The organism is Kaistia soli DSM 19436, assembly GCF_900129325.1.
GTDB lineage: Bacteria > Pseudomonadota > Alphaproteobacteria > Rhizobiales > Kaistiaceae > Kaistia > Kaistia soli.
On record NZ_FQUP01000001.1, the window covers coordinates 123,411 to 147,697 of the forward strand.

Genomic DNA, 24,287 nt, shown 5'->3' on the forward strand with positions numbered 1-24,287 from the left:
TCATCTACGGTCGATCGATGAATTCCGTCCACCTGGGCTAACCGCCTCTTGGCTCAGGCGGTCACCTTGGCGGCGCGCTTTGCGCGGGTCTTCGGCGGAGCGGCGGCAATCGCGGCACGCTCTTCTTCTTCCTTGGCCAAGCGCAGCGCCTTCAACTTGGCGGTGCGCTCGCGCTGCGACTTGGACGCGTCGACGACACCCTTCTGGGTCTTGTCGAACTTGGCATCAGCCTTCAAACGGGCATTGGAGGGTTCGGGCATCATCGTCTTTCCTTGGCACAAGACCTTGGTACAGAGAGCCCTGGCGGCCGGCCGCCCATAGGGGCGCCGACCGTTCCGGCAGTATCAGCGTCCGACTCAGCGAGCCGCCGGACGCGGAGGAGCACCCTTGGCGCCCGCGACGCGGGGCTTGGGCTTCGGCGCTGCGATCAGACCCTCGCGGATCGCCTGCTTGCGCGCGAGCTTGCGGGCACGACGAATGGCCTCGGCCTTTTCGCGCACGCGCTTCTCGGAGGGCTTCTCATAGGCGTTGCGCATCTTCATTTCACGGAAGACGCCTTCACGCTGCAGCTTCTTCTTGAGAACCCTCAGCGCCTGATCGACATTGTTGTCGCGAACCAAAACCTGCAAATTCTATCCTAACGTTTTTCCTGGGCCGCCCGCTTCCGGGGGCGCGATGAAACCGCGCGAGCGAGAGGGCGAAGTTCGACCATTATCATAGATGTGCGAAGCCTGCCTCCTCGGAAAGCAGGCTTCGCCGCTTTTTTGAACGCCGCCAGATCGGCGGCGTTCCTCGACTCTGGTGGCGCCTAGGCTTCCTGGATCGCCGAAAGCTTCCAATCGCCACCCGCCGTGCGGATGAAAGTCCACAGTTCGGTCGTCTCGGAAGGACGCGATTCGTCGCCCGAGACCACCAGACCATCCTTGCGATCGCGCATCACGTCGTGGCTCTCATAGCGCATGGCGACGGTCGCATAGTCGCTATCTCCTTCTCGCCAGGCCTCGGCAAGATCACCCTGCAGAAGTTTGACGTCGGTGACGTCGTTGCGGACGCCCGAAGTGGCGTTCTGGCTGAGTTCCTCGGAGAGATAGGACATGATCTCGGGCGTCGTCAGCGCCCGAAGACCGGCATAGTCCTCTTTGCCGAACGCGGTTTGGACCTTCGTCAGAAGCTGCTCGAACGTGTCGAGGTCGCTGTCGAGGATACCGACCTCGTCATTCGCGTTGCGGGCATTCGCCGGGCGCGGCGGACGCGCATCGACAGATCCCCCGCCAAGGCCGAAGCCGCCGAGACCGCCGAAGGCCGGACGCGCCGGGGCCGGATCTTCAGGCGCGTCGCGATAGGACGGGCCTGACGCCATCGCTGCCTGCGGCGCCTGCGGGCGACGATTGGCGAGAAAGCGGAACAGGAACATAGCGCCGATGGCCAGCAGCGCGATCTGCAGGATCATGCCAAGAGCGCCGGCCATGCCGCCGAAGCCATGTCCAAGCAGAAGGCCGATCAGCCCGCCGATGGCAAGGCCGCGCAGCATCGAACCGCCGAAACCGCTGAAGAATCCAGGACGCTGGGCCTGCATGCCGGCCGCAGGGGTAGCGGCAGGCGCCGTTTGCTGCGTCATCGAGCGCTGCATCGGCTGCGTGGCCGTCGGCGCAGTCGGTGTCGTCGCGGGCGTCGAATAAGTGCGCGCGCCGCGGCTGCCAAAGCTGCCGCCGCGACGGGCGTCAGCCGTATCGACGAAAGCAAGGCTCGTCGTCAGCAGGATGGCCAGGACGGCGAGCGGCGTCGTCAGGCGCTTCCAGAATCGCATCGGTTCTCCCCAAGGCAAATGTGTCACGGCTGCTATATAGGAACGCCCGCTGCGGATTTTGAGATGCCGCGCGCTTCGACCATCGTGCAGGCCGTGCTATGAGGCGCCGCTTCTTCCTCCTGCCGGCTTTGCCGGATGAATTTCACGGATCTGCCATGAGCCTGACGGTCGCCGCCTTCTATCGCTTCGCAGCCCTGCCGGATTGCGCCGACATCCGGCCCGAACTCGAAGCCTTCTGTGCCGCCAATGGCATCAAGGGGACGATTCTCCTGGCGCATGAGGGCATCAACGGCACCGTTGCCGGCGAGAGCTCGGCGATCGAGGCGCTGCTGGCGTTCTTTGCCGAGGACCCTTTGTTCGCCGGTCGGCTTGATGGCATCGACGTCAAGCTTTCGGCGGCTGCCACGATGCCGTTCCGGCGGCTCAAGGTGAAGCTGAAACGCGAGATCGTGACGCTGGGGGTCGAGGATCTTGATCCGGCGACCCAGGCCGGCACCTATGTCGATCCGGCCGAATGGAACAGCCTGATCCGCGATCCCGAGGTGCTGGTGATCGATACGCGCAACCGCTTCGAAGTCGCGATGGGTAGTTTCGACGGCGCGGTCGACCCGGAGACACGCAAATTCTCGCAGTTTCCGGATTATGTGCAGCGCTCGCTGGATCCGGCGCGCCACAAGCGCGTGGCGATGTTCTGCACGGGCGGAATTCGCTGTGAAAAGGCGAGCGCCTACATGCGCGCGCAAGGATTTGCAGAGGTGCTCCACCTCAAGGGCGGCATCCTGCGCTATCTCGAAGAGGTGCCGGCCGAGGAAAGCCTTTTCCGCGGCACCTGCTTCGTCTTCGACGAGCGCATCGCGCTCGGGCCAGGCCTTGCGGAGGCCGGCCCGGCAGCCGAAGCGGATGTCTAGGCCGACGGCTCGCTCTCGGGCGCATCGTCCCGCAGATAGGGCTCGACCGATCCAGTCAGCTTGATCGTCAGCGGATTGCCGAAGCGGTCGCGGGCCTTGCCGGCAGCAACACGGACCCAGCCTTCGCTGACGCAATACTCTTCGACATTGGTCTTCTCGACACCCTTGAAGCGGATGCCGATGCCACGCTCCAGGAGCTCAGCGTTATAGAACGGGCTGCGCGGATCGCTGGACAGCCGGTCGGGCAGGGTTTCGCTCATCGTGTTGTTCTCCTTGGCCCGGTTCGCGGGATGGCTGCCGGCCTTGAGGCGGCGAACCCGCGATGCAATAGCCGCCCTCGCCCTGAATGCCAACTGCCTGCACGTCGCTGGATAACCTGCGACAGACAGTCCGTGCACCGGATCGCGCCTATCCAGCCCCGGCGGCGCCACCCATTATGGCGCTATCTCTCGTTCAGAAAGCGAGTTCATGGCGCTCAAGCTCAACATCATTATCGTCAGCACGCGGCCCGGCCGCATCGGACCGCATATCGCGCGCTGGTTCCACGACTTCGCCAGGGAGAACAGCGCCTTCGACGCGACCGTCGTCGATCTCGCCGACTTCAACCTGCCCGTCTTCGACGAGCCCCGCCATCCGCGCATGAAGCAGTATGAGCACGCGCATACGAAGGCCTGGAGCGCCTCGGTCGATGCCGCCGATGCGTTCGTCTTCGTGACGCCGGAATACAACTACTTCGCGCCACCCTCCTTCGTGAATGCCGTGAGCTATCTGTCGAGCGAATGGGCCTTCAAGCCAGCCGGGATCGTCTCCTATGGCGGCATCTCGGGCGGCCTCCGCGCTGCCCAGTCGGAGAAGTCCCTGCTCACGACGGTCAATATCATGCCGATCCCAGAGGGAATCGCCGTGCCGATGGCGCCGAAGCTGATCACCGACGGCGTGTTCGAACCGAACGAACTGATCCTGGCCGGCGCCAAGCCGATGCTGGACCAGCTTCATCGCTGGGCAACGGCGCTCCAGACGATGCGTGCGCCCGTCAGCGCGTGACGAAGCTCACTGCGGTCAGCGCAATGAGATAGATACCGGCCGTCGTGAGCATGAAGAACACGGCGGCTGATCCGAGATCCTTGGCGCGTCGCGCGAATTCCGAGCGCTGTGGCGAAATCTCGTCGACGATCGTCTCGATGGCCGTGTTGAGTGCCTCAACCGCCAGTGCAGCCATGGCCAGCAGGCCGAAGACGCCGATCTCGGCGGGTGAACGGCGCAGCACGATCAGCCAGGCGATGCCCATAATCGCCGCGGCCAGCTCCATGCGCGCCGCGACCTCGCTGCGGAACAGGATGGCGACACCAGACGCTGACCATTGCCAGGCGGAGCCGAAATGTTCGATCCAAGTGCGCATGTCGGCCTGCCACTCCATAGACGGCTGAGGACATGACCGTCCGCTTATCCGTCTTTTGTGTGATTTGAATGTCGGTCGCGGCGGCCATAATTCCAGCCCCTCCCCTCGCACTGCACCGAAACCGGACGCCTCGACTTGTGGCCAGCCGGGCCGGATGCGATATGAAGCTGAGCGCGAGGGAGATGGCATGAGCGAGATTCACGGCTTCGAGGCGAAGAGGCCCCAGCGGGCACTTCTCCTGTCGCTGCCCAATATCCTCACTTATGGACGGATCGTCGCCGTGCCGCTCGTCGTGTTCTGCGTCGTTGGCGGGCGCGACGCGTGGCGCTGGATCGCGCTGGCGCTGTTCATCGTCGCCAGCATCACCGACTATCTTGACGGCTACCTTGCGCGGATCTGGAAGCAGCAATCCTCGCTTGGCCGCATGCTCGACCCGATCGCCGACAAGCTGCTTGTCTCAGCCTGCCTGCTGGCGCTGGTCTTCGAGCGGACGATCGGCGGTGTCGCCATCTGGGCGGCGCTGATCATCCTGTCGCGCGAAATCCTCGTTTCCGGCCTTCGCGAATATCTCGCGGAATTGCGCGTCAGCGTGCCGGTAACGCGGCTCGCAAAGTGGAAGACCGCGACGCAGATGGTGGCGATCGCCTTCCTTCTTGCAGGCCCCGCCGGCGATCTCCATTTCCCCTATACGACCACTGTCGGCCTTGGCCTGCTCTGGATCGCGGCGCTCGTTACGCTCTATACGGGCTATGATTACTTCCGCGCCGGGCTCGGCCATATCCTGGACGAGAAGTCATGAAGCTCCTCTATTTCGCCTGGGTACGCGAGCGCATCGGACTGACGGACGAGACCGTCGAGCCGCCTGCCCATATTGGCACCGTCGGTGACCTGCTAGGCTGGCTCAGGACGCGCGGCGAAGGCTATGAAGCGGCGCTCGTGGAACCTGAAGCGATCCGCGTCGCGCTCGACCACGATCATGCCGAGCACGATGCGTCGATCGTCGGCATTCGCGAGGTAGCGCTGTTCCCGCCCATGACCGGAGGTTGATCATTGGCTCTGATCCGTACGGCCGTCACCGATGCGCCGCTTGACCTTGCGGGCGAATTCGCCGGCGTTTCGAACGGCCGCGCCGATGTCGGCGCCGTCGTCACCTTCACAGGACTTTGCCGCGACGAAGACGGCCGCCTTGAGGCGCTCGAACTCGAGCATTATCCCGGCATGGCGGAAGCAGAGATCACCCGCATCGCGACCCTGGCTGCCGAGCGATGGGATGTGCAGGCACTAACGGTGCTGCATCGCTACGGCAAGGTGACGCCCGGCGAGGCGATCGTGCTGGTCGTTGCCGCCTCAAGCCATCGCCATGCCGCCTTCGAAGCAGCCGAGTTCGTCATGGACTTCCTGAAGACGCATGCGCCGTTCTGGAAGAAAGAGCATGCCCTCGACGGCAGCACCGCCGGCTGGGTCGAAGCGCGGATCGCCGACGACGAAGCCGAGGCCCGCTGGAACAAGGACGCGTGACGCCGGTAGAGCTCGGCCGCGCTTCGGAGCGGTTCGGCCAGGAGGCGGCGTTGGCGGCTCTGCTGCTGCCGCATTCGGTCGCCGCAGGCGACGGTGCGCATGACATCGCGCATATCCTTCGCGTCTGGAAGGCGGCCGATGCAATCCACGCCATCGAAGGCGGCGACCGCGCCGTTCTCGCTGCAGCCGTTTTGTTGCACGACTGCGTGGCGGTCGAGAAGAACGCTCCCGACCGTCATCTGGCCTCGCGCCTTGCCTCCGAGCACGCGGGCCGTCTCCTCCGGGGGCTTGGCTGGTGTGAGGCAACCATCGCTTCGACCGGCCATGCCATCACCGCGCATAGCTTCTCCGCAGGCATCGCGCCGGAGACCATCGAGGCGAAGATCCTGCAGGACGCCGACCGCCTCGATGCGATCGGAATGATCGGGGTCGCGCGCTGCTTCTATATCGGCGGGCGCCTCGGCAGCGCTCTCTACGATCCCTTCGATCCCGATGCCGAAGCAAGGCCGCTCGATGACAAGCGCTATGCGCTGGATCATTTCGAGACGAAGCTGTTGAAGCTTTCGGCCGGCTTCAACACGGAGACCGGCCGCGCCATGGCGGCAGTCCGTCACGCCCGGCTGCTGACGTTCCTGGATGCGCTCGCCAGCGAAATCTGAGATCGTCCACCCACAACGAGAAGGGGTTCGATCATGCTGACCGTCTGGGGCCGCACCAATTCAACCAACGTCAAGAAGGTGTTGTGGTGCCTCGAAGAGATGGGACTCGCCTATGAGAACATCCCAGCCGGCGGCGCCTTCGGCATGGTTCAGGATCCGGCCTATCGGGCGATGAACCCGAACGGCCTTGTGCCGACGCTGAAGGATGGCGAGTTCGTTCTCTGGGAATCGAACGCCATCGTCCGCTATCTGGCGGCGCGCTACGCGCCCGGCGATCTCGCCGCGACGGATCCGGGCGAGCGAGCGCTCGCCGACCGTTGGATGGACTGGACGTCGTCGACCATCGCGCCGGCCATCGCGCCTATCATCTGGGGCCTCCTGCGAACGAAGCCCGAAAATCGTGACCCTGCCGCGATCGAGGCGGCCCGGAAGCGGGCGTCCGAAGCGCTCGCCATCGCCGATGAGGCGCTAGGCCGCATGCCGTATCTTTCCGGCGACAGGTTCGGCATGGGAGACATTCCGCTCGGCTGCTTCGCCTATGCCTGGTTCGGCCTGCCGATCGAGCGGCCCGACCTGCCGGCTCTGACCGCCTGGTACGACCGGCTGGCTGAACGGCCCGCCTATCGCAAGGTGGTCATGGTCCCACTGACCTGAGCAACAAAAAGGCCGGGCAATGCCCGGCCTTTCCGTTCAGATGTCGGTTGTAGTCAGCCGACGATCTCGACGCCCGAGAACCAGTAGGCGATTTCCTGCGCGGCCGTCTCAGGCGCGTCGGAGCCATGAGCCGAGTTCTCGCCGATCGACAGTGCGAACTCCTTGCGGATCGTGCCTTCGGCGGCGTTCGCCGGGTTGGTGGCGCCCATCACTTCGCGGTTCTTGGCGATGGCGTTCTCGCCTTCCAGAACCTGAACGACCGTTGGGCCGGCCGTCATGGTCTCGACCAGTTCGCCAAAGAACGGGCGATCCTTGTGCACGGCATAGAAACCCTCGGCCTGCGCCTTGGACATCCACACGCGCTTCGAGGCGACGACGCGCAGGCCCGCCTCTTCCAGCTTGGCGACGATCTTGCCGGTCAGATTGCGCTTTGTCGCGTCGGGCTTGATCATCGAAAAGGTGCGTTCGATCGCCATGTCGGTCTCATTCCTGGATTGGGGAAATTCGCGCGCTGTATAGCGGCGCGACTGCACTGCGGCAAGGGCGAGCGATAAACGCGCGGCGATTGCGGGAGCCTCAGACCGGCCCTAGAATCGTGCCCAGAAGCCGGCATCCCTTGTTAGAACGACCGGCGGCGCAACGGGGAATGACAGGAGACGCGTCCTTGAAGGCTCATTTCACCATGTTCGCCCATTACAATCGCTGGGCCAACGAGCGCGTCTACAGCGCCGCCCGCCACCTGTCCGACGAAGATTTCCGGTCCGACCAGGGCGCGTTTTTCGGCTCGCTCTCGGGCACGCTCAATCACCTCCTCGTCACCGACCGTGTCTGGATGCGCCGCTTCACCGGCGAGGGTGCGCAGCCGACCCGGCTCGATGAGATCATCACCGAAGACAGATTGACCCTGGCCGCTCTCCGCGCGGCGGAAGACGCCCGTATCATCGGCTTCGTGGAAGGGCTCGATACGGCGGCCGTCTTCGGCCCGATCACCTACGGCCCGATGACCACGCCCGGTTCGTTCACGCAGCCGCTCGCAGCCCTCCTTGCCCACCTCTTCAACCACCAGACCCACCATCGCGGCCAGGCGACGGTGCTGTTGACGCGGCTGGCGGGGCGCGACGCCGTCGAGCCGCTCGATCTCGTGGCGTTTCAGCGTGTCTCGGGCCTGGGAGTCACCTGACGGGCAACCTTCGCAGCGCGGTTGCGTTCTCCAAGTCCAAGCAAGGAGACCGTAATGGCCAACGAAGAAGACACCGGCAAGACGCAAGCCGAACTCGAATCCCATGTCTGGAAGCTCGCCGAGAAGATCCAGTTCGCGCTTTACACGGCGCGTGATGGCGACGGGATCGTGCAATGGCCGCTGACGGCCAATGTCGACAAGGAAGCGAATGCGATCTACTTCCTCGTCGACAATGGCGGCACGCAATATGATCATCTCGCCCGATCGCCGGAAGTGACGCTCGGCTTTGCCGACCATCCGAAATATGTCGTCGTGCAAGGCGAGGCCGGAATTTCGAATGATCGCGCCAAAATCCGGGAGCTGTTCTCGCCCTTCGCCAAGGCGTGGTGGGACTCCGCTGATGATCCGGCCATCCGCCTGCTCACCGTCGTTCCGTGGCGCGCGGAATACTGGGACTCAGGCAATTCGCTTGTCGCCTCGGCCGTAATGCTGACGGCCGCCGTGACCGGCACCAAGCCGGCCGTCGGCGAGCATGCCAAAGTCGCGATGTAGCTACACTTCCCGAACCTTTGGTTCTTATAAGCGCCCGGTCCTCGCGAGAGGCCGGGCGCACTTGTTTTCAGTCCTCAAAACGACCTCACGGTGGCGTGAAACATGATTGAAGAAACCTGAATCCCTCCCTGCCGTTGAATTCCCGAACAACAAGCAAAAGGGCGGCGGGAATGAACCGGTATTTCACCAACACTGTTCTTCCGATCGTTTCGATGATTGCATTCGAAATTACGGCGCTTGTCATCGCGATCCAGGGCTTTGTCTATTTGACGCAAGGCAGATGGATCAGTGCTTCCCTCGGCGACGTTCTCGAGACGGTCGGCATCGGACCGCCGCCCGCCGAGTGGATGAATGGCAGCGTTTACGACATGCTGTGGAACGAGCCTCTCGCCCTGACCTGCCTTGTGCTCGGGTTGCTGGCCGCCACCTATGCCGGCATCGGTCGCTATGAAGACGAAGAGACCAAGCCGGTCTTCGTCTATCCGTAACGACTGGCGGCCGGCGGAAATCGGCCGAAAGAACGGTGGCTTGTGACACGGGTCGCTTGTCAACCAGGATCAGCCAGCGCAGAACTCGCTGCAGTGCATATAAGCGAGTCACCATGGCGCGGTTCTCCATTCCGATTATCCTGGCGGTTGTCCTGGCATCGAGCGTCACCGCCAGCGCGGCGACACCACTGATCGAGCCGAAGACGCCGCGCGCCATGACAGATGATGACGTCGCTGAGATCGTCGATTTCGTCGTCGGAAACGCTGTTTTCGCGCTTTACCATCAGGCCGGCCACATGGTGATGGAGCATGAAGGTGCTGTCCCAAAAGGTATCGGAAACGCAGAGCGCGCCGCCGACGCCTTCGCAGCCGTGATGCTGCTGGAGCCGCGTTCGGGCGCTGGCGATCAGACGATGGTCGACGCCATCGACAGCTTCAAGCTCGCCGGGGCTGATACTGTTTCCATTGCCGCGCCGAATTTATCTCAACTCGATCCTCACGCCGTCGATAAATCGCGGGCATCAGCGCTTGTCTGTGATCTCGTCGGCGCTGATCCGGAGGGCTTCGCAGACATTGCCGAGGCCTCGGGCCTCGATACCGCGCAGAGCCGGCTTTGCGGCGCGACGTGGAAGCGTGAACAGACCGCCTGGACGACAGCGCTCCGCGCAATTCCGCGGCCCGTCCGGTCGCCGGCTGCCCTCGGCACACGCTACGATCCGGCTGACGACGCGGGCGCGGCGGTCGCTACCATTCTCGAGGACAACCGTGTTCTCGAGGAAGTGGCGGAAAAGCTTGCCGGGCGGTTCGCCTTCGCCGAGCCGCCTTCGCTGCGCGCCGAAACGTGTGGCGAGCCGACCACGCGCTACGACCGGGCGGCCAACGAACTCGTACTGTGCTACGAACTCTCGACGGCGCACGCGCATCTCATCATGCGTGACATCGAGCGGCGGAACTGATCTGCATCGCCAATTGGCGAGATTGCAGGCGAATGCCATTCGCGCGCTTGCATCATGCGGCGCGGCACGGCATCTAGCCGCGCATGCTGCATGTCAACGAAGTCACCTATCGCATTGCCGGCCGAACGCTTCTAGAAGGCGCAAGCATCGCGCTGCCTGATGGGGTGAAGGCTGGCTTCGTCGGACGCAACGGCGCCGGCAAGACCACATTGTTCAAGCTTGTCACGGGCGACATCGCGCCTGAGAGCGGCTCCATCGGCCTGCCGCGCGGCGTCCGCATCGGCCAAGTGGCTCAGGAGGCACCGGGCACCGAGCAATCCTTGATCGACTTCGTCCTCGCGGCCGACCTCGAACGCGCCGCCCTCCTTGCCGAGGCGGAACACGCGACGGATCCGCACCGGATCGCCGAAATCCAGATCCGCCTTGCCGATATCGGCGCCCATGCCGCCGAAGCGCGTGCCGGCACGATTCTCTCCGGCCTCGGTTTTGACAGCGCTGCCCAGCAGCGCCCCTGCTCGGCGTTTTCGGGCGGCTGGCGCATGCGCGTCGCGCTTGCCGCCGTGCTCTTCTCCGAGCCGGACTTGCTGCTTCTCGACGAGCCAACCAACTATCTCGATCTCGAAGGCACGATGTGGCTCGAGAACTATGTCGCGCGCTATCCTCACACCGTGTTCCTGATCAGCCACGATCGCGACCTGCTCAACCGCGCCGTCGACATGATCGTGCATCTCGATGCCGGCAAGCTCGTCGCTTATCGCGGCGGCTATGACAGCTTCGATCGCCAGCGGCGCGAGAAGCAGGCGCTGTTGCAGAAGCAGGTCAAGAAGCAGGAGGAGCAGAGGAAGCATCTCCAGGCCTTCGTCGACCGCTTCAAGGCCAAGGCGTCGAAGGCGCGTCAGGCGCAATCGCGCATGAAGGCGCTCGAGAAGATGCAGCCGATCGCGACTCTGATGAATGAGGACGTGACGCCGTTCTCATTCCCCCCGCCCGCGCGGATCCTGGCGCCGCCGATCATCGCGCTCGACGACGTATCGGTCGGTTATGAGGCCGGCAAGCCCATCCTGAAGCGGCTCGATCTCCGCATCGACACCGAAGACCGGATCGGCCTGCTCGGCGCGAACGGCAATGGCAAGTCGACGCTGGCAAAGCTGCTCGCCGGCCGCATGCCGGCGATGTCAGGCACCATGCGGCGCGCCGACCGGCTGGAAATCGCCTTCTTCGCCCAACATCAGCTGGACGATCTGAGGCCTGCCGATTCAGCCGTCCAGCACATCCGCACCCTGATGCCAGAGGCTACTGAAACGCAGGTTCGCGCCCGTGTCGGCGGAATGGGCTTTCCGACCGCCAAGATGGATACCCCGGCGCGTGAGCTTTCGGGCGGTGAGCGGGCGCGCCTGCTGCTCGGCCTCGCAACCTTCCGCGGCGCCAATCTGCTCATCCTCGACGAACCGACCAACCATCTCGACATCGACAGCCGCGAGGCGCTCGTCCAGGCGCTCAACGACTATCCCGGCGCCGTCATCCTGATCAGCCATGATCGTCATCTCATCGAAGCCTCGGTCGACCGGCTGCTGCTTGTGGGCAATGGCGGCGTCGCGCCCTTCGACGGCGATATGGACGACTATCGCCGCCTGATCGTGCAGGGCCCGGACGCCAGCAATGGCGACCGCAAGGACGGCGAGGCCGAGAAGGGTCCGTCGGCCCAGGAGCGGCGCAAGGAATCGGCGCAGCGGCGGGCCGAGCTCGCTCCCTTGCGCAAAAAGATCAAGGATGCCGAATCCTTGATGGAGAAACTTCAGAAAGAGATCCAAAAGCTTGACTCGGCCCTCGCTGACACTGCGCTCTACACGCGCGATCCGGCAAAGGCCACGAGCCTCGCCAAGGACCGGGCTGATGCGGCGCGCAGGCTCGCCGCCTGTGAGGAAAGCTGGCTGGAATTGTCGGCCGATTTCGAGGCGGCCGCATCGGACGCATGAGACGGTGAGCTTTCCCTTTCGGTAGTGGCGCAGTGGGTTCGAGGTGCGGACGATGTCGCAGGATCAGAACATGACGGGCGAAATCACCACGGAAGTAAGCCACCCGCGTGCCTCCTCGGGCGTCTCGTGGTCCGCCCTGCTCTTTCCGCTCCTCGCCCTGATCCTCGCGGCCGCGCTGCATCTCTCGAAAGTCGTCATCGATACGCTGCCGCTTCCGTTTGAAGTGGGGCTATCCGTCGTCGTCGTCGCCATCATGGTTGTGACGGTGTTCGTCGTGCTCGGCCACGCCGAGGCCGTCGCGCACCGCGTTGGCGAGCCCTATGGGACACTGGTGCTGACAATCGCGGTCACCGCAATCGAAGCCTCGGTCATCGTTTCGATGATGCTGCATGGCGGCAATAATCCGACCCTAGCGCGCGAGTCGGTATTCTCGACGGTCATGATCGTCTCGGCCGGCGTCGTTGGCATCTGCCTGACGATCGGCGGCCTGAGGCACCGGGAACAGGACCTCAAGCGGCAAGGCACGAGCGCCCTGCTCGCCGTGGTCATCGCGCTCTGTGCGCTGACGCTAGTCCTGCCGGATTTCACGCTGACAGCCGATCCCGGCAGTTTCAGCACGATGCAGCTCTGCTTCGTCAGCCTGCTCTGTTTGCTGCTCTATGGCAGCTTCCTGCTGGCACAGACGACGCGGCACCGGGAAGACTTCCTCGACGCGCCAGAGAGCCCGACCCCGCATCACGGTCACCACCAGTCTGCGGCCTCCGGCATAGGTGGACGGCTGACTCTGCTCATCGTCGGGCTGATCGGCATCGTGATGCTGGCCGAATATGTCGCCGCCGGTATCGAACAAGGCCTCGACGCGCTTGAAGTTCCCCAATCCGACGCGATCGTCGGCGCCTTCATCGCCACGCTGGTGCTGCTGCCGGAGGCGATTTCGGCGATCAAGGCCTCCTATCACAATGAATTGCAGCGCAGCCTCAACATCGCGCTCGGCTCCGCTTGCGCAACCATCGGACTGACCGTCCCGGTCGTCGCGGTCGCCAGCCTGATCACAGGGCGCGGCATCACGCTCGGACTTGTCAACGGCGACATTGTCCTCCTGATCCTCGCACTTCTGGTCAGTATGGTCAGTTTCGGGACCGGGCGAACCAATGCGCTGACGGGCGGCGTCCACCTCGTCATCTTCGTCGCCTATTTGCTGCTGATCGCCGTTCCCTGAAGGCGTCGCACCACAACGGGGCTCAGGCCTTCTTTTCCCAGCGGCCGTTCGCGGCCTGCTGCCAATAGGTCGCGGCGTGACCCGCCGCCTTGGCGCGGCGCCAGTCGTCGCGAGCGCGGGCCAGAGCGTCAGGATCATTGCCGTCGAAGATCAGGATGGCGCGATCAAATCCTTCCGCCGGGCCCAGCGCCGCGCCATCGACCGCAAAGCGCACATTGGCGTCATTCGGATTGACGGTCTCGCTCGAAAGCACCACGGGGTGAAGCGCGGCGTTCGGCTCGCGCGCCGTTCCATGTGGCAGGAACGCCTCCTCGCGAAACGTCCACAACAGCGCATCGAGCGCGTCGACCCGCTCCGGCGAGCCGGCTTCGACCACGACCCGCCAGCCGCGCTCGAGACACTTCTCGAGCATCGGCGGAAGGACCGCATCAAGCGGCTGCCGCTCGAGATGGTAGAACAGCACCTCGGTCATCGCCCCGGCCCCTGCCGTCGATGCGCCATCAATCCTCGTGATTGTCAGCAACGAAGCGCTCAAGGAGGCGCACGCCCCAGCCCGAGGCCCAGGAACGGTTGGTCTCCGTCTGCGGCGAACTCATCGCCGTGCCCGCTATGTCGAGATGCGCCCAGGGCGTGCCGTCCTTGACGAAGCGCTTCAGGAACTGCGCCGCGGTGACGGAGCCCGCGTCGCGGCCGCCGGTGTTCTTGATGTCGCAGAACTTCGATTCGATCTGCTTGTCATAGGCGGCGCCGAGCGGCATCCGCCAGACTTTTTCGCCAGTGGAGAGCCCTGCGCGCAGGAGTTGGTCGGCCAGGGCATCGTCGGAGGCGAAGAGACCGGCATGATCATGGCCAAGCGCCACGATGATCGCGCCGGTCAAGGTCGCGAGATCAATGACGAGGCTTGGATCATAGGTCTTCTGCACATACCAGAGCGCATCGGCGAGCACGAGGCGGCCCTCGGCGTCGGTATTGATGATCTCGATGGTGACGCCCGACGCGGCTTCGACGATATCGCCGGGGCGCTGCGCATTGCCGTCCGGCATGTTCTCGACAAGGCCTATGACGCCGATGGCATTGGTCTTCGCCTTGCGGCTCGCCAGCGCATGCATCAGTCCGACGACTGCGGCAGCGCCGCCCATGTCGCCCTTCATGTCCTCCATCCCGCCCGCAGGCTTGATCGAGATGCCGCCTGTATCGAAGACGACGCCCTTGCCGACGAAGGCTATCGGCTTCTCGCGGGTCTTCGAGCCGTTCCAGTGCATCACGACGAGACGCGGCGGTCGCACCGAGCCCTGCGCGACGCCAAGCAGCGCGCGCATGCCGAGCTTCTTCATCTGCTTCTCGGTCAGGATATCGATCGTGACGCCGAGTTCGGCCAGGGCGGCCGCCTTCTCGGCGAATTCCAGCGTCCCGAGAACATTGGCCGGCTCATTTACCAGATCGCGCGCGATCAGGGCCCCCTCGCCGACGGCGCTTCGGCCGGACCACAGCTTCTTCGCCTTGCCGGCCTCGGCATGGACGATCGTCAGCGTCGGCAGGGCCTTTTGTTCCTTGTCGTCCTCACCCGGCTTGCGGCTCTTGTAGCGATCAAACGTGTAGGAGCGGAGCAGCGTTCCCAGCGCGAGTTCGGCGGCCTCGGCCGGAGTGACAGCTACGCCATCGGCGCGTTCGGCAAGCAGGATCGCCGTCTCGCCCTTGTGGAGCGCCCCCATGACAGCCCCGCCGAGCCGCGACCAATCGACCTCCTTCAGCTCGTCCGCCTTGCCGAGACCGAAGACGAGAATGCGCGACGCCGCGACCCCGGACGGCGCCAGCAGATCGAGATGCGCGAACCCCTTGCCCTTGAACTGGGCCGTCGCCGCCGCGCGGGCCACGAGATCGCCGATCCCCAATGCCGCCGCGGATTGTGTGAGCGCCAGGCTCTCGTCGGTAAAGAGAACGAGGGTATCGCCCTCGGTCGGCGCAAGCGACTTGGAGAACGAGATCGAGGGACGTTTCGCCATGAGTGGGATTCCGCGCGTGCTGGTGCCGCACCGCGAGGAAAAATGCAGCCGGCATGAAGCGCCCACTTTGCCGCCGCTTCGCCATCTATGGCAAGAGCATGCGGTTCAGGCTAGAGGTTTACCATTCGCTAAGGATGTTCCTTGGCCGATCATTTACCGCGATGGTTCAGGCATGAGAGCGGATGATAGAGCGCGCCGACCGGAGATTCGCCTCCGGTCTTATTTCGGCCGCGCTTGCTCCGATTGTAGCGCCCGGATTGGCCGGCAGAGGGAACACTCGGTCCTGAAATGACGCTGATCGGGCGATACATCTTCAAGCGCATGCTCGCAGCATTCCTGCTCAGCCTCGGCGGCCTTTCAGGCACGGTCTGGCTCAGCCAGGCCTTGCGCGAGCTGAACCTGATCACGACGCAGGGCCAAAGCTTCGTCACCTTCGTCCAGGTGTCGGGCCTGATCTTCCCGGGCCTGCTCCTGATCGTCTGCCCCGTGGCGGTGCTGGTCGGCGTCATTTACACGCTGAACCAGCTCAATGCCGATTCGGAGTTGGTGATCGTCAATGCGAGCGGCGCGTCGCCGGTGACGCTGCTGAAGCCGGCGCTGGCGCTCGGTATCCTCGCGACCATCGTCGTCGCGGTGATGTCGCTTTATCTTGTGCCGCGATCGCTGCAGGCGGCACGAGAGATGATCACCAATATCAACACCGATTTCGTCTCGACCTTCATCCAGGAAGGCGCCTTCGTGCCAATCGGCGACGATCTCGTGTTCCATATCCGCGACCGCAAGCCTGACGGCACGCTGGAAGGCATCTTCATCCAGGACGAGCGCGACAAGACACAGAGCACCGTCTATGTCGCCGGCCAGGGCATCATCCTCAAGAATCCGCTCGGCACCTTCCTCGTGATGCGCAACGGCACGATCCAGCAGCGCTCGATCGAGAAGGACTCGATGTCGATCATCCAGTTCGAGTCCTACGCCTTCGACATGTCGACCTTCGGCGGCGCCGGCAGCCTGCCTGCCTATAACGCCTCCGAGCGCAGCACGAGCTACCTGCTCAACCCGGACGCCAACGATCCTGAATTCCAGAAGCGCCCCGGTTCGTTCACGGCGGAGCTCAACGACCGCATTTCCTCGCCTCTCTACACGCTGCTCTTCGCGATGCTGCCGGTCATGGCGCTTGGACAGGCTCAGACGACGCGTCAGGGTCGCGGTGTGCTGATCCTTTCGACGGTCCTCGTCGCGGTCGGCGTCCGCGTGGCCGGCCTCATCCTTGCCGGTCTCGCCGCGACCGACACCTATCTGATCCCGCTGCTCTACATCCTGCCGCTCGGCTGCATCGCGCTCGCGCTGGCAGCGACGCTGAAGGGCTTCCGTTTCGCGGCGTCGGAAGGCGCCGGCACACTGGCACTTGAGCTGATCCAGCGCCTGTTGCCGCGGCGTCCGCAAGCAGGCGGCCGGGCCTGAGCATCATGTTCCGCAACCCGACGCTCACGATCTATTTCGCCCGGCGCTTCGCAAAGATGACGCTGATCATCTTTCTCGTCGTGTTCGTGCTGATCGCCTTCATCGACTATCTGGAGCTCGCGCGACGCGCCGTGCAGCGCTCGAACTTCGATGCCCTGATCTATCTCATGGTGTCGCTGACGCGCGTCCCGACGGTCATAGAGCGCGCCCTGCCCTTCACCATTCTCTTTGCCGCCATGGCGAGCTTCGTGCTGGCCAACCGCCAGCTCGAGCTTGTCGTCGCGCGCGCGTCCGGCCTCTCAGCCTGGCAGTTCGTGCTGCCGGCCGGTCTGGTCGCTCTCCTGTTCGGGATTTTCGCGACGACTGTGTTCAATCCGATCGCAACCGGTCTCAAGGAAGAATCGATCGCGATCCTCAACAGCGCCGCCGGCGGGGCGATCGGCGCGGATGGCGGGACGAACCAGCAGAACAAGCCGATCTGGATCCGACAATCGGGGCGCGACGGAAACTCGATTCTCGGCGCCAAGAACAGTTTCAACAAAGGCCTGTCGCTTTCCGGCGTCTCGGCCTTCGTGTTCGATCCGAGCGGTGCACTCGACCATCGCATCGACGCGCGCTCCGCTGAATATTCCAGTGGAGAGTGGCTCCTGCGCAACGGCACGATTACGCGCTCTGGCGTACGCCCAGAGACCTTCGAGGAGACCCGCCTCGCCACTGATCTCGGGCCCGACCAAGTGTCGCAGCAGCTCGCCGATCCGCAGACGATCTCGTTCTGGCTTTTGCCGCAATTTATTGAAATATCTCGCAAAGCGGGCGTACCGAGCGCCGGCTACGAGATGCGTTTCCAGTCGCTTCTGGCGCAGCCGCTGCTGTTCCTGGCGATGGTTCTGGTGGCCGCCACAGTGTCGCTCCGCTTCTCCCGATCCCGTGATCTCGGGCAGGTAATTCTGACTGGTGTGATCGTGGGCTTCGTGCTTTATGTCGTCACAGAATTGGCGATCGGACTTGGTAGGAGCGGGATCGTCGCACCGGTGATCGCGGCATGGTTCCCGTCGGTCGTCGCTTCGCTCGCGAGTGTCACAGTGTTGCTTTATCGGGAGGACGGATGATCGGGGTTTCCGTTCCCAGCCGACAAGCACGCCGTCTCGCCGGATCATTCCGTCGCTGCGCCGCGATACTGGCGCTTGGTTTCCTCGCCGTCTTCGCAGCACCGGCCGATTCTGCCTTCGCACAGTCGAATCCAGGGTCGCTCGGCTTCGGCTCTGACGATAGCTTCAAGCCGACTCCGGGCGCGCAGATGCTGCTCGAGTCCGACCGGCTCGATTATGACTACGACAAATCGACCGTTTCGGCTGTCGGCGGCGTCAAAATCTATTACGACGGCTATACGCTTGAGGCGAAGAAGGTCACCTACGACCAGAAGAACAAGACGATGGTCGCCGAAGGCGGCGTGAAGATCGTCGATCGCACGGGCGCCGTCATCAACGCCGAAACGATCGACATCACGCAGGATTTCGCGACGGGCTTCGTCTCTGCGCTCAAGCTCGACACCCCATCGCAGACGCATTTTGCGGCTGAGAAGGCCCTGCGCAAGGACGGCAAGACGACTACCTTCTATCGCGGCGTCTACACCGCCTGCGAGCCTTGCCTGGAAAAGCCGCAGAAGGCGCCCGTCTGGCAGGTGAAGGCGGCGCGCATCATCGTCGACCACAACGAGCACATGATCTATTTCCGCTCGGCGCGGCTCGAATTCCTCGGCATTCCGGTCGCGTATTTCCCCGCGTTCTCGGCGCCCGATCCGACCGTCAAGCGCAAGAGCGGCTTCCTGTTCCCGGCTGCCGGCTACAAGTCTGCGCTCGGCGCATTCGCCAAGGTTCCATATTTCTGGGCGCTGGCGCCCAACTATGACCTGACCTTCTCGCCTGCCATCTACACCAAGCAGGGCCTGCTGCTCGACGTCGAATGGCGCCACCGGCTCGAAAACGGCGTCTACACGCTGCATATGGCCGGCATCGACCAGTTGGACCCCGACGCGTTCTACGAAGCGGACACCCGCAACTCCGGTGACGTCCAGTTGCGCGGTGGCCTGCGCACCACCGGCACGCTCTTCCTCAACAGGCTTTGGACCTTCGGCTGGGACGCGACGCTGCTCAGCGATCGCACCTTCACGCGCGACTACAATGTCCTCTACAGCTCGACCGATGTGGCCGTTTCGACGGTCCACCTGACGGGCCAGAGCGCGACCAACTATTTCGATGCGCGCGGCTATTATTTCCGCGTCCTGACCAACGACACCGGCGCCGAATACAATCAGGGTCGCCAGCCGCTGGTCGCACCGGTGGTCGACCAGAGCTACCTCTTCGACAACAGCATCCTCGGCGGCCAGCTGAAGATGAAGAACAACCTCGTCAGCCTGACCCGCGATGAGACCGACTGCGTCGACGTCAATGGCGACGGCATCTGCGAGAGGGGCGACGCGATCCTTGGCCTCAAGGGCAATTTCAATCGCGCCAGCACGAACTGGACATGGCAGAGCCAGACCATCGGACCGGTCGGCATGGTGTTCAAGCCCTTCGCCTATCTGCAGGCCGATGCCTATTATCTGTCGCAGGACGAGATCCTGTCGGGCATCTACGACAACGGCAATTATTATCGCGCCATGCCGGCCGTCGGCCTTGAATGGCGCTGGCCGATCATTGCCGCCAGCATGTCGTCGAGCTTGACCTTCGAGCCGATCGCCCAGGTGATCGTTCGTCCCGACGAGCAGCTGGCCGGCGAACTGCCAAACGAAGATGCGCAATCGCTGGTGTTCGACGATTCCTCGCTGTTCGATTGGGACAAGTTCTCAGGCTATGACCGCGTCGAAGGCGGAACCCGGGCCAATATCGGTTTCCGCTACGCCGCCGAACTTGGTTCGCTCGCCACCGTCTCGGGCGTCGTCGGCCAGTCCTATCAGCTGGCAGGCCTCAACTCCTTCGCGGTCAACGACATCACCGAGACCGGAAGCGTCTCGGGCCTCGAAGACGACGTGTCCGACTATGTCGGCAGCATGACCATCGATTCGGGCCACGGCTACTTCATCACCGCGCGCGGGCGCCTCGACGCCGAGACGTTCGACGTCAACCAGGCGCAGGTGACGGCGACCGGCAAGATAGGCGACGTCACCGCCTCGGCCTCGTATCTCTATCTTCGCGAGCAGCCGGCGATCGCCAGCTCCAACAGTGGAACGCCGACGGATACGATCAGCGGCAAGGCAAGCTGGCAGTTCACCGAATCCTGGCGCGTCTTCGGATCGATCGCCTGGGACTTCGAGGAGCAACAACTCGCGGCCAACAGCATCGGCATCGCCTATGACGACGAGTGCACGACGTTCTCGATCGCCTATAGTGAAGTCACGCAGGATTATACCGACCTGCAGACCTCGAAGTCGCTGATCGTCAGTCTCCAGTTGCGCACCCTCGGCGGCACGCAGTTCCAGAGCGATATCAGCGGCAGCAGCAATTGACGTCATGGCGGCGGGCTTTTCATCGTTTCGCCGGAATTGCCTTGTCTAGCGTTCATCCTGGCGGTGAAGAAAACGACCGTTGGAAGCCAGCACGACGGCGGGAAGGAAATCGGATGCGGATCGAAACCATGCGCGGCATTGTCGGGGCCATGATGATCGCGGCGGCTGGCATCGGATCGGTTGCCATCGGCACGGTCGGCGCCGAGGCGCAGCAGGCCGTCCGCGCGAGCGTCAACGATCAGCCCATCACGAATTACGATGTCCAGCAGCGCGTGAAGATGATGACGCTGTTCCGGCAGAAGACGAGTGACAAGATCGCGCTTGATCAGCTCATCGACGAGTCGCTCGCCGACCAGGTGGCCAAGCGGGCGAACCTGACGCTTCCGACCGATGCGCAGGTCAACGAGCGCGTTGCCGGAATCGCCAAGCAGGTCAAGCTGTCGATCCCGCAATTCGAGAAGGCGCTCGGTCAGCAGGGGGTACAGCTCAGCACGCTGAAGAAGTTCTTCCGCGGCCAGATGACCTGGGCAGCCGTGTTGCGCGCCAAGGCGTCCAGCCTGAAGCCGGACGTTTCCGAAGCCGACATCCAGGCCGAGATGACCAAGGAGGGCGTTTCGGCCGATACCGCCACGATCAAGGAATTCAAGCTCCAGCAGATCGTGTTCGTCATTCCGAAGGGCTCGCCCGCCGGCATGGCCGGGCGGCGCACCGCTGAAGCGGAATCGTTCCGCAAGCGCTTCCCCGGCTGCGACGGCAGCCTTGCGCTTGCCAAGACCCTCAAGGGCGTCGTGGTGCTCGATATCGGGCGCCGAGACTCGACGCAGGTCGAGGGCGACGCCGCCCAGGATCTGATGAAGACGCCGGTCGGCGGCACGCTGAAGCCCAGCGTCACGGATCGCGGCGTCGAGGTCATTGCGGTGTGCGACGTCAAGGAAGTGCAGAGCACGGCGGGCATCCGCGCCAATGCCGAGCGCACGCTGCTGCAGCAGCAGACCGAAGGGCTCGAAACGAAGTTCAAGGCCGAGCTTCGCGAGAACGCCAAGATCGTCTATAACTAAGCAATTATGGATCGATCGAACACGTTCCGTCCGCTTGTCCTGACGATGGGCGAGCCGGCAGGGATTGGGCCCGACGTTACGCTCGCCGCCTGGGCTGCCCGCCATGAACGCGGGCTGCCGGTGTTCTACTGCCTGGCCGATCCCGACACGATGCGGCGCCGGGCCGAACGGATCGGCATCGATATCCCGATCGAGGTCGTGACGCCGGCCGAGGCCGCTGCCGTGTTCGATCGTGCGCTCCCCGTTGTCCGCCTGGAAGGGCGATCGTCGGCCGAGCCTGGCCTGCCGGAACGCGCCTCGGCGCATGGCGTTATCGAGGCGATCGCGCGCGCCGTGGGCGATGTGCGCGCCGGATCGGCCGCCGCCGTCGTCACCAATCCGATCAACAAGAAGGCGCTGGTCGATGCTGGCTTCCAGCACCCGGGTCATACCGAGTTCCTCGGCATGCTTTCGGCAGCGTGGAATGGCGCGCCGGCGCGTCCGGTGATGATGCTGGCCGGGCCAGGCCTGCGGGCGGTCCCAGCGACCATCCATGTACCTATTTCGGCCGTGCCGGGCCTTCTTACAGAGAATCTGCTGATGGCCACCGGCCGCACGATCGATCGCGACATGCGGCAGCGGTTCGGCATCCCGCGGCCGCGCATTGCGGTCGCCGGGCTCAATCCTCATGCCGGCGAAGGCGGCGTCATGGGCACCGAGGACGCGGCCGTGATCGCGCCGGCCGTTGCACGGCTGCAGGCCGAGGGCATCAATGCCTTTGGCCCTCTGGCGCCCGACACGATGTTCCATGCCGAGGCCCGCGCGCGCTACGATGTCGCGCTGTGCATGTATCACGATCAGGCCCTGATCCCGACCAAGACCGTAGCCTTCTCCGAGACGGTCAATGTGACGCTCGGGCTGCCTTTCATTCGCACCTCGCCCGACCACGGCACGGCCTTCGACATCGCCGGAACCGGCAAGGCTGACTTCTCCAGCCTCGCCGCGGCGCTGCGTCTCGCCGACGAATTGGCGCGCCATGAGGCCGATCATCTCGCCGGGAACACCGACAGCGCCAGGCTCTCGGCGTGACGGCTCAGGATGGCTTGCCGCCGCTGCGCGATGTCATCGCCGCGCACGGGCTCAACGCGGTTCGCGCGCTTGGCCAGAACTTCCTGCTCGATCTCAACCTGACCGGTCGGATCGCCCGCGCCGCTGGCCCGCTTGCAGGCGTGACCGTCATCGAGGTTGGACCGGGTCCTGGCGGATTGACGCGGGCGCTTCTCGCCGAGGGCGCCGACAAGGTAATTGCTGTCGAGCGCGACCGGCGCTGCATCGCTGCGCTCGAAGAGATCGCAGCGCATTATCCAGGCCGGCTGCAGGTCATCGAAGGCGATGCACTTACGACCGATATGGCGGCGCTTGCCACGGGCCGCGTCCGCATCGTCGCCAACCTGCCCTACAATATCGCGACGCCGCTGCTGATCGGTTGGCTCCGGACGGAGCCATGGCCACCTTTCTATGAGAACATGACGCTGATGTTCCAGCGAGAGGTGGCCGAGCGCATCGTTGCCACACCGGCCGACGATGCGTATGGCAGGCTCGGCGTGGTCTGCGGCTGGCGAACAGAAGCGCATATCCTGTTCGACATCTCGCCAAAGGCGTTCACCCCGCCACCGAAAGTCACATCCTCGGTGGTGCAGATGATTCCCCGCCCGGTGCCGCTACCCGTCGACATGGCCAAGCTCGAACGCGTCACCGCCGCAGCGTTCGGCCAGCGGCGCAAGATGCTGCGGCAGAGCCTGAAGAGCCTTGGCGTCGATCCGCTGCCGCTGCTTGCGGCTTCTGGCATCCCTGAGACGGCGCGCGCCGAGGAGATTGACGTCGCCGGGTTCGTGCGGCTGACCGACGCGCTCGGCTGACCGGCGCTGCGCTTTACACAGCCTTCCCTTCGATCAGCGCCGTTCCCGTGCGGGTCTCCCGCACACCAACGAATCGAAAACCCGCAGCCTCCATCAGCGATCGATAATCAGCGAGCGTCCGCTCGCGTCCTCCGACCACCGCCAGCATGACGATGTCGAGACCCTTGCCGGGATGAGGCTGGGGGCCTTCGGGCAGCGGCGCCTCGATCAGCATCAGCTGGGCGCCGGGCGTGGCGGCCCGGCGAACCGCCGCCAGAATTCGCAATGCCGCTTCGTCGCCCCAGTCATGGATGACCCGCCGCAGCAGATAGAGGTCGGCGCTCGGCAGAGGATCGACGAAGAAGCTGCCACTGACGGACGTAATCCGCGGATGCGCCGGCGCTCCGGCCGCGACATGCGCGAGTTCGAACAGGATGCCCCGACTTTCCGGCGCGACCTCCAGCACGGCTCGCAGCAACGATCCGTTACCCCCACCGATATCGGCGATCACGGGAAAGCGGCTGAAGTCCCCAACCGCGACGACGCCCGCGAGGTCGCGCTGCGCACGGTTCTGCATCGCGGCGTCGAACATGGCCTGATCATCAGGATGATCGGCGAGATAGGCGAAGCTGTCGCGACCAAAGACATGATCCATGCCCGTCTCGCCGGTCGCCAGCGTGTGCGAAAGCGCGCCGAAGGATTGCCACTGCCAGGAGGAGCCGATCATGCAGGCGTAGGCCCGCATCGAGCCCGCATCGTCCGACCGAAGGAGGTCCGAGGCCTCGTTGTTGGCATAGCCCTCGGGTGTCGCCGCGAAAATGCCCGACGATACGAGATAGCGCAGGATCCGATCGAGCGCATCGGCGTCGACGCCAGCCTTTGCGGAAAGCATTTCGACCGTTTCGCTCCCATCGTCGAGATGATCCGCGATGCGCGCTTCGGCGACGACATGGATGCATCGGGCGAGCCAATGCCCCGTCATCGCCCCGAGAATGACCTCCTGCGGCGAACCCTCCATGGCATCCCCCGGCCCTCGATATGGCACGAGGCTAGATGCGAATGCGCGG

Annotated in this window: 28 protein-coding genes; 19 read left to right on the forward strand and 9 right to left on the reverse strand. The window is 64.1% G+C overall.

Translation table 11 applies throughout. From position 1 onward, the window contains the following. Positions 1 to 53: 53 nt before the first annotated feature. The 3 genes from BUB39_RS00555 to BUB39_RS00565 all read right to left on the reverse strand — a co-directional run bounded on the left by BUB39_RS00555 (position 54) and on the right by BUB39_RS00565 (position 1,807). Positions 54 to 263 (reverse strand): hypothetical protein, encoded by a 210-nt coding sequence (locus BUB39_RS00555; RefSeq protein WP_073050999.1) that lies wholly within the window; start codon positions 261 to 263, stop codon positions 54 to 56. Between the two features lie 93 nt (positions 264 to 356). Further along, positions 357 to 629 carry a 30S ribosomal protein S21 gene (gene rpsU, locus BUB39_RS00560; protein WP_073051001.1) on the reverse strand — a complete coding sequence of 91 codons (273 nt, stop codon included), beginning with the start codon at positions 627 to 629 and terminating at the stop codon, positions 357 to 359. Between the two features lie 179 nt (positions 630 to 808). Further along, a complete protein-coding gene (locus BUB39_RS00565; RefSeq protein ID WP_073051003.1) occupies positions 809 to 1,807 on the reverse strand; it encodes a Tim44 domain-containing protein in 999 nt (332 codons plus the stop codon). A gap of 155 nt (positions 1,808 to 1,962) precedes the next feature. Here BUB39_RS00565 and trhO point away from each other — a divergent pair, with 155 nt between their 5' ends. Then, positions 1,963 to 2,715 (forward strand): oxygen-dependent tRNA uridine(34) hydroxylase TrhO, encoded by a 753-nt coding sequence (gene trhO, locus BUB39_RS00570; RefSeq protein WP_073052639.1) that lies wholly within the window; start codon positions 1,963 to 1,965, stop codon positions 2,713 to 2,715. Here the strand turns inward: trhO and BUB39_RS00575 are convergent. Continuing rightward, the gene (locus tag BUB39_RS00575) at positions 2,712 to 2,975 is read right to left on the reverse strand and encodes a DUF3297 family protein (protein WP_073051005.1); all 264 of its coding nucleotides are present in this window, start codon (positions 2,973 to 2,975) and stop codon (positions 2,712 to 2,714) included. The genes trhO and BUB39_RS00575 overlap by 4 nt on opposite strands. Before the next feature lie 208 nt (positions 2,976 to 3,183). On the opposite strand from BUB39_RS00575, the gene BUB39_RS00580 reads away from it, so the two are divergent. Then, entirely contained in the window at positions 3,184 to 3,759 is a 576-nt protein-coding gene (locus BUB39_RS00580) for an NADPH-dependent FMN reductase (protein WP_073051007.1), read from the forward strand. Here the strand turns inward: BUB39_RS00580 and BUB39_RS00585 are convergent. Then, positions 3,749 to 4,114 carry a diacylglycerol kinase gene (locus tag BUB39_RS00585; protein ID WP_175561671.1) on the reverse strand — a complete coding sequence of 122 codons (366 nt, stop codon included), beginning with the start codon at positions 4,112 to 4,114 and terminating at the stop codon, positions 3,749 to 3,751. The two genes, BUB39_RS00580 and BUB39_RS00585, sit on opposite strands and share 11 nt — an antisense overlap. Positions 4,115 to 4,301: 187 nt before the next feature. Between BUB39_RS00585 and pgsA the strand changes: the two genes are divergently transcribed. The 5 genes from pgsA to BUB39_RS00610 are packed head-to-tail and all read left to right on the forward strand — an operon-like array spanning position 4,302 to position 6,945. Continuing rightward, positions 4,302 to 4,913: a CDP-diacylglycerol--glycerol-3-phosphate 3-phosphatidyltransferase gene (pgsA, locus tag BUB39_RS00590; RefSeq protein ID WP_073052640.1), complete on the forward strand. Its 612-nt coding sequence runs from the start codon at positions 4,302 to 4,304 to the stop codon at positions 4,911 to 4,913. Next, entirely contained in the window at positions 4,910 to 5,161 is a 252-nt protein-coding gene (moaD, locus tag BUB39_RS00595; protein WP_073051011.1) for a molybdopterin converting factor subunit 1, read from the forward strand. The genes pgsA and moaD overlap by 4 nt, the downstream gene beginning before the upstream one ends. A gap of 3 nt (positions 5,162 to 5,164) precedes the next feature. Beyond that, positions 5,165 to 5,632 (forward strand): molybdenum cofactor biosynthesis protein MoaE, encoded by a 468-nt coding sequence (locus tag BUB39_RS00600; RefSeq protein WP_073051013.1) that lies wholly within the window; start codon positions 5,165 to 5,167, stop codon positions 5,630 to 5,632. Beyond that, positions 5,629 to 6,291: an HD domain-containing protein gene (locus BUB39_RS00605; protein WP_073051015.1), complete on the forward strand. Its 663-nt coding sequence runs from the start codon at positions 5,629 to 5,631 to the stop codon at positions 6,289 to 6,291. The genes BUB39_RS00600 and BUB39_RS00605 overlap by 4 nt, the downstream gene beginning before the upstream one ends. 33 nt (positions 6,292 to 6,324) lie before the next feature. Then, positions 6,325 to 6,945 (forward strand): glutathione S-transferase family protein, encoded by a 621-nt coding sequence (locus BUB39_RS00610; protein WP_073051017.1) that lies wholly within the window; start codon positions 6,325 to 6,327, stop codon positions 6,943 to 6,945. Positions 6,946 to 6,998: 53 nt separating this feature from the next. Here the strand turns inward: BUB39_RS00610 and ndk are convergent, their stop codons facing one another. Continuing rightward, positions 6,999 to 7,421, reverse strand: a complete 423-nt coding sequence (ndk, locus tag BUB39_RS00615) for a nucleoside-diphosphate kinase (RefSeq protein WP_073051018.1) — start codon at positions 7,419 to 7,421, stop codon at positions 6,999 to 7,001. Between the two features lie 188 nt (positions 7,422 to 7,609). Between ndk and BUB39_RS00620 the strand changes: the two genes are divergently transcribed. The 6 genes from BUB39_RS00620 to BUB39_RS00645 all read left to right on the forward strand — a co-directional run bounded on the left by BUB39_RS00620 (position 7,610) and on the right by BUB39_RS00645 (position 13,316). After that, positions 7,610 to 8,125 carry a DinB family protein gene (locus BUB39_RS00620; RefSeq protein WP_139251292.1) on the forward strand — a complete coding sequence of 172 codons (516 nt, stop codon included), beginning with the start codon at positions 7,610 to 7,612 and terminating at the stop codon, positions 8,123 to 8,125. 54 nt (positions 8,126 to 8,179) lie between these two features. Further along, positions 8,180 to 8,677, forward strand: coding sequence for a pyridoxamine 5'-phosphate oxidase family protein (locus BUB39_RS00625; RefSeq protein ID WP_073051022.1), 498 nt, complete (start codon positions 8,180 to 8,182; stop codon positions 8,675 to 8,677). Between the two features lie 212 nt (positions 8,678 to 8,889). Then, the gene (locus BUB39_RS00630; RefSeq protein WP_139251293.1) at positions 8,890 to 9,165 is read left to right on the forward strand and encodes a hypothetical protein; all 276 of its coding nucleotides are present in this window, start codon (positions 8,890 to 8,892) and stop codon (positions 9,163 to 9,165) included. A gap of 113 nt (positions 9,166 to 9,278) precedes the next feature. Continuing rightward, a complete protein-coding gene (locus BUB39_RS00635; protein ID WP_073051026.1) occupies positions 9,279 to 10,121 on the forward strand; it encodes a DUF4344 domain-containing metallopeptidase in 843 nt (280 codons plus the stop codon). 83 nt (positions 10,122 to 10,204) lie between these two features. Continuing rightward, positions 10,205 to 12,097, forward strand: coding sequence for an ABC-F family ATP-binding cassette domain-containing protein (locus BUB39_RS00640; protein ID WP_073051028.1), 1,893 nt, complete (start codon positions 10,205 to 10,207; stop codon positions 12,095 to 12,097). Between the two features lie 70 nt (positions 12,098 to 12,167). Then, entirely contained in the window at positions 12,168 to 13,316 is a 1,149-nt protein-coding gene (locus BUB39_RS00645) for a calcium:cation antiporter (protein WP_073052641.1), read from the forward strand. A 22-nt stretch (positions 13,317 to 13,338) separates the two neighbouring features. Here BUB39_RS00645 and BUB39_RS00650 read toward each other — a convergent pair whose 3' ends face one another. Together BUB39_RS00650 and BUB39_RS00655 are read right to left on the reverse strand one after the other, a co-directional pair. Beyond that, the gene (locus BUB39_RS00650; RefSeq protein WP_073051030.1) at positions 13,339 to 13,788 is read right to left on the reverse strand and encodes a DNA polymerase III subunit chi; all 450 of its coding nucleotides are present in this window, start codon (positions 13,786 to 13,788) and stop codon (positions 13,339 to 13,341) included. Between the two features lie 28 nt (positions 13,789 to 13,816). Continuing rightward, entirely contained in the window at positions 13,817 to 15,319 is a 1,503-nt protein-coding gene (locus BUB39_RS00655) for a leucyl aminopeptidase (protein ID WP_073051032.1), read from the reverse strand. A 288-nt stretch (positions 15,320 to 15,607) separates the two neighbouring features. On the opposite strand from BUB39_RS00655, the gene lptF reads away from it, so the two are divergent. From lptF to rsmA, 6 genes are all read left to right on the forward strand, one after another. Further along, positions 15,608 to 16,780, forward strand: coding sequence for an LPS export ABC transporter permease LptF (lptF, locus tag BUB39_RS00660; RefSeq protein WP_073051034.1), 1,173 nt, complete (start codon positions 15,608 to 15,610; stop codon positions 16,778 to 16,780). A gap of 5 nt (positions 16,781 to 16,785) precedes the next feature. Then, positions 16,786 to 17,889: an LPS export ABC transporter permease LptG gene (lptG, locus tag BUB39_RS00665; protein ID WP_073051036.1), complete on the forward strand. Its 1,104-nt coding sequence runs from the start codon at positions 16,786 to 16,788 to the stop codon at positions 17,887 to 17,889. Then, on the forward strand, positions 17,886 to 20,285 hold the full coding sequence (locus tag BUB39_RS00670) for an LPS-assembly protein LptD (RefSeq protein ID WP_175561673.1): 2,400 nt from the start codon (positions 17,886 to 17,888) through the stop codon (positions 20,283 to 20,285). The genes lptG and BUB39_RS00670 overlap by 4 nt, the downstream gene beginning before the upstream one ends. A 113-nt stretch (positions 20,286 to 20,398) precedes the next feature. Then, positions 20,399 to 21,343 (forward strand): SurA N-terminal domain-containing protein, encoded by a 945-nt coding sequence (locus tag BUB39_RS00675; protein WP_073051038.1) that lies wholly within the window; start codon positions 20,399 to 20,401, stop codon positions 21,341 to 21,343. A gap of 6 nt (positions 21,344 to 21,349) precedes the next feature. Next, complete coding sequence (gene pdxA / locus BUB39_RS00680) at positions 21,350 to 22,411, forward strand: 4-hydroxythreonine-4-phosphate dehydrogenase PdxA (RefSeq protein WP_073051040.1); 1,062 nt, start codon at positions 21,350 to 21,352, stop codon at positions 22,409 to 22,411. After that, entirely contained in the window at positions 22,408 to 23,241 is an 834-nt protein-coding gene (rsmA, locus tag BUB39_RS00685; RefSeq protein ID WP_073051042.1) for a 16S rRNA (adenine(1518)-N(6)/adenine(1519)-N(6))-dimethyltransferase RsmA, read from the forward strand. The genes pdxA and rsmA overlap by 4 nt, the downstream gene beginning before the upstream one ends. 13 nt (positions 23,242 to 23,254) lie before the next feature. Here the strand turns inward: rsmA and BUB39_RS00690 are convergent, their stop codons facing one another. Beyond that, a complete protein-coding gene (locus BUB39_RS00690) occupies positions 23,255 to 24,238 on the reverse strand; it encodes a methyltransferase (protein ID WP_073051044.1) in 984 nt (327 codons plus the stop codon). Between the last annotated feature and the right edge of the window lie 49 nt (positions 24,239 to 24,287).

Bases quoted from the DNA above. Each gene is read 5' to 3' on its own strand.
- pdxA (WP_073051040.1), top strand. From the start codon at position 21,350: ATGGATCGATCGAACACGTTCCGTCCGCTTGTCCTGACGATGGGCGAG.
- trhO (WP_073052639.1), top strand. From the start codon at position 1,963: ATGAGCCTGACGGTCGCCGCCTTCTATCGCTTCGCAGCCCTGCCGGAT.
- BUB39_RS00690 (WP_073051044.1), bottom strand. From the start codon at position 24,238: ATGGAGGGTTCGCCGCAGGAGGTCATTCTCGGGGCGATGACGGGGCAT.
- BUB39_RS00580 (WP_073051007.1), top strand. From the start codon at position 3,184: ATGGCGCTCAAGCTCAACATCATTATCGTCAGCACGCGGCCCGGCCGC.
- BUB39_RS00650 (WP_073051030.1), bottom strand. From the start codon at position 13,788: ATGACCGAGGTGCTGTTCTACCATCTCGAGCGGCAGCCGCTTGATGCG.
- BUB39_RS00655 (WP_073051032.1), bottom strand. From the start codon at position 15,319: ATGGCGAAACGTCCCTCGATCTCGTTCTCCAAGTCGCTTGCGCCGACC.
- BUB39_RS00645 (WP_073052641.1), top strand. From the start codon at position 12,168: ATGACGGGCGAAATCACCACGGAAGTAAGCCACCCGCGTGCCTCCTCG.
- BUB39_RS00625 (WP_073051022.1), top strand. From the start codon at position 8,180: ATGGCCAACGAAGAAGACACCGGCAAGACGCAAGCCGAACTCGAATCC.
- BUB39_RS00630 (WP_139251293.1), top strand. From the start codon at position 8,890: ATGATTGCATTCGAAATTACGGCGCTTGTCATCGCGATCCAGGGCTTT.
- lptF (WP_073051034.1), top strand. From the start codon at position 15,608: ATGACGCTGATCGGGCGATACATCTTCAAGCGCATGCTCGCAGCATTC.
- BUB39_RS00575 (WP_073051005.1), bottom strand. From the start codon at position 2,975: ATGAGCGAAACCCTGCCCGACCGGCTGTCCAGCGATCCGCGCAGCCCG.
- BUB39_RS00670 (WP_175561673.1), top strand. From the start codon at position 17,886: ATGATCGGGGTTTCCGTTCCCAGCCGACAAGCACGCCGTCTCGCCGGA.
- moaD (WP_073051011.1), top strand. From the start codon at position 4,910: ATGAAGCTCCTCTATTTCGCCTGGGTACGCGAGCGCATCGGACTGACG.
- BUB39_RS00565 (WP_073051003.1), bottom strand. From the start codon at position 1,807: ATGCGATTCTGGAAGCGCCTGACGACGCCGCTCGCCGTCCTGGCCATC.
- BUB39_RS00640 (WP_073051028.1), top strand. From the start codon at position 10,205: ATGCTGCATGTCAACGAAGTCACCTATCGCATTGCCGGCCGAACGCTT.
- BUB39_RS00675 (WP_073051038.1), top strand. From the start codon at position 20,399: ATGCGGATCGAAACCATGCGCGGCATTGTCGGGGCCATGATGATCGCG.
- BUB39_RS00555 (WP_073050999.1), bottom strand. From the start codon at position 263: ATGATGCCCGAACCCTCCAATGCCCGTTTGAAGGCTGATGCCAAGTTC.
- lptG (WP_073051036.1), top strand. From the start codon at position 16,786: ATGTTCCGCAACCCGACGCTCACGATCTATTTCGCCCGGCGCTTCGCA.
- BUB39_RS00635 (WP_073051026.1), top strand. From the start codon at position 9,279: ATGGCGCGGTTCTCCATTCCGATTATCCTGGCGGTTGTCCTGGCATCG.
- ndk (WP_073051018.1), bottom strand. From the start codon at position 7,421: ATGGCGATCGAACGCACCTTTTCGATGATCAAGCCCGACGCGACAAAG.
- pgsA (WP_073052640.1), top strand. From the start codon at position 4,302: ATGAGCGAGATTCACGGCTTCGAGGCGAAGAGGCCCCAGCGGGCACTT.
- BUB39_RS00585 (WP_175561671.1), bottom strand. From the start codon at position 4,114: ATGCGCACTTGGATCGAACATTTCGGCTCCGCCTGGCAATGGTCAGCG.
- BUB39_RS00610 (WP_073051017.1), top strand. From the start codon at position 6,325: ATGCTGACCGTCTGGGGCCGCACCAATTCAACCAACGTCAAGAAGGTG.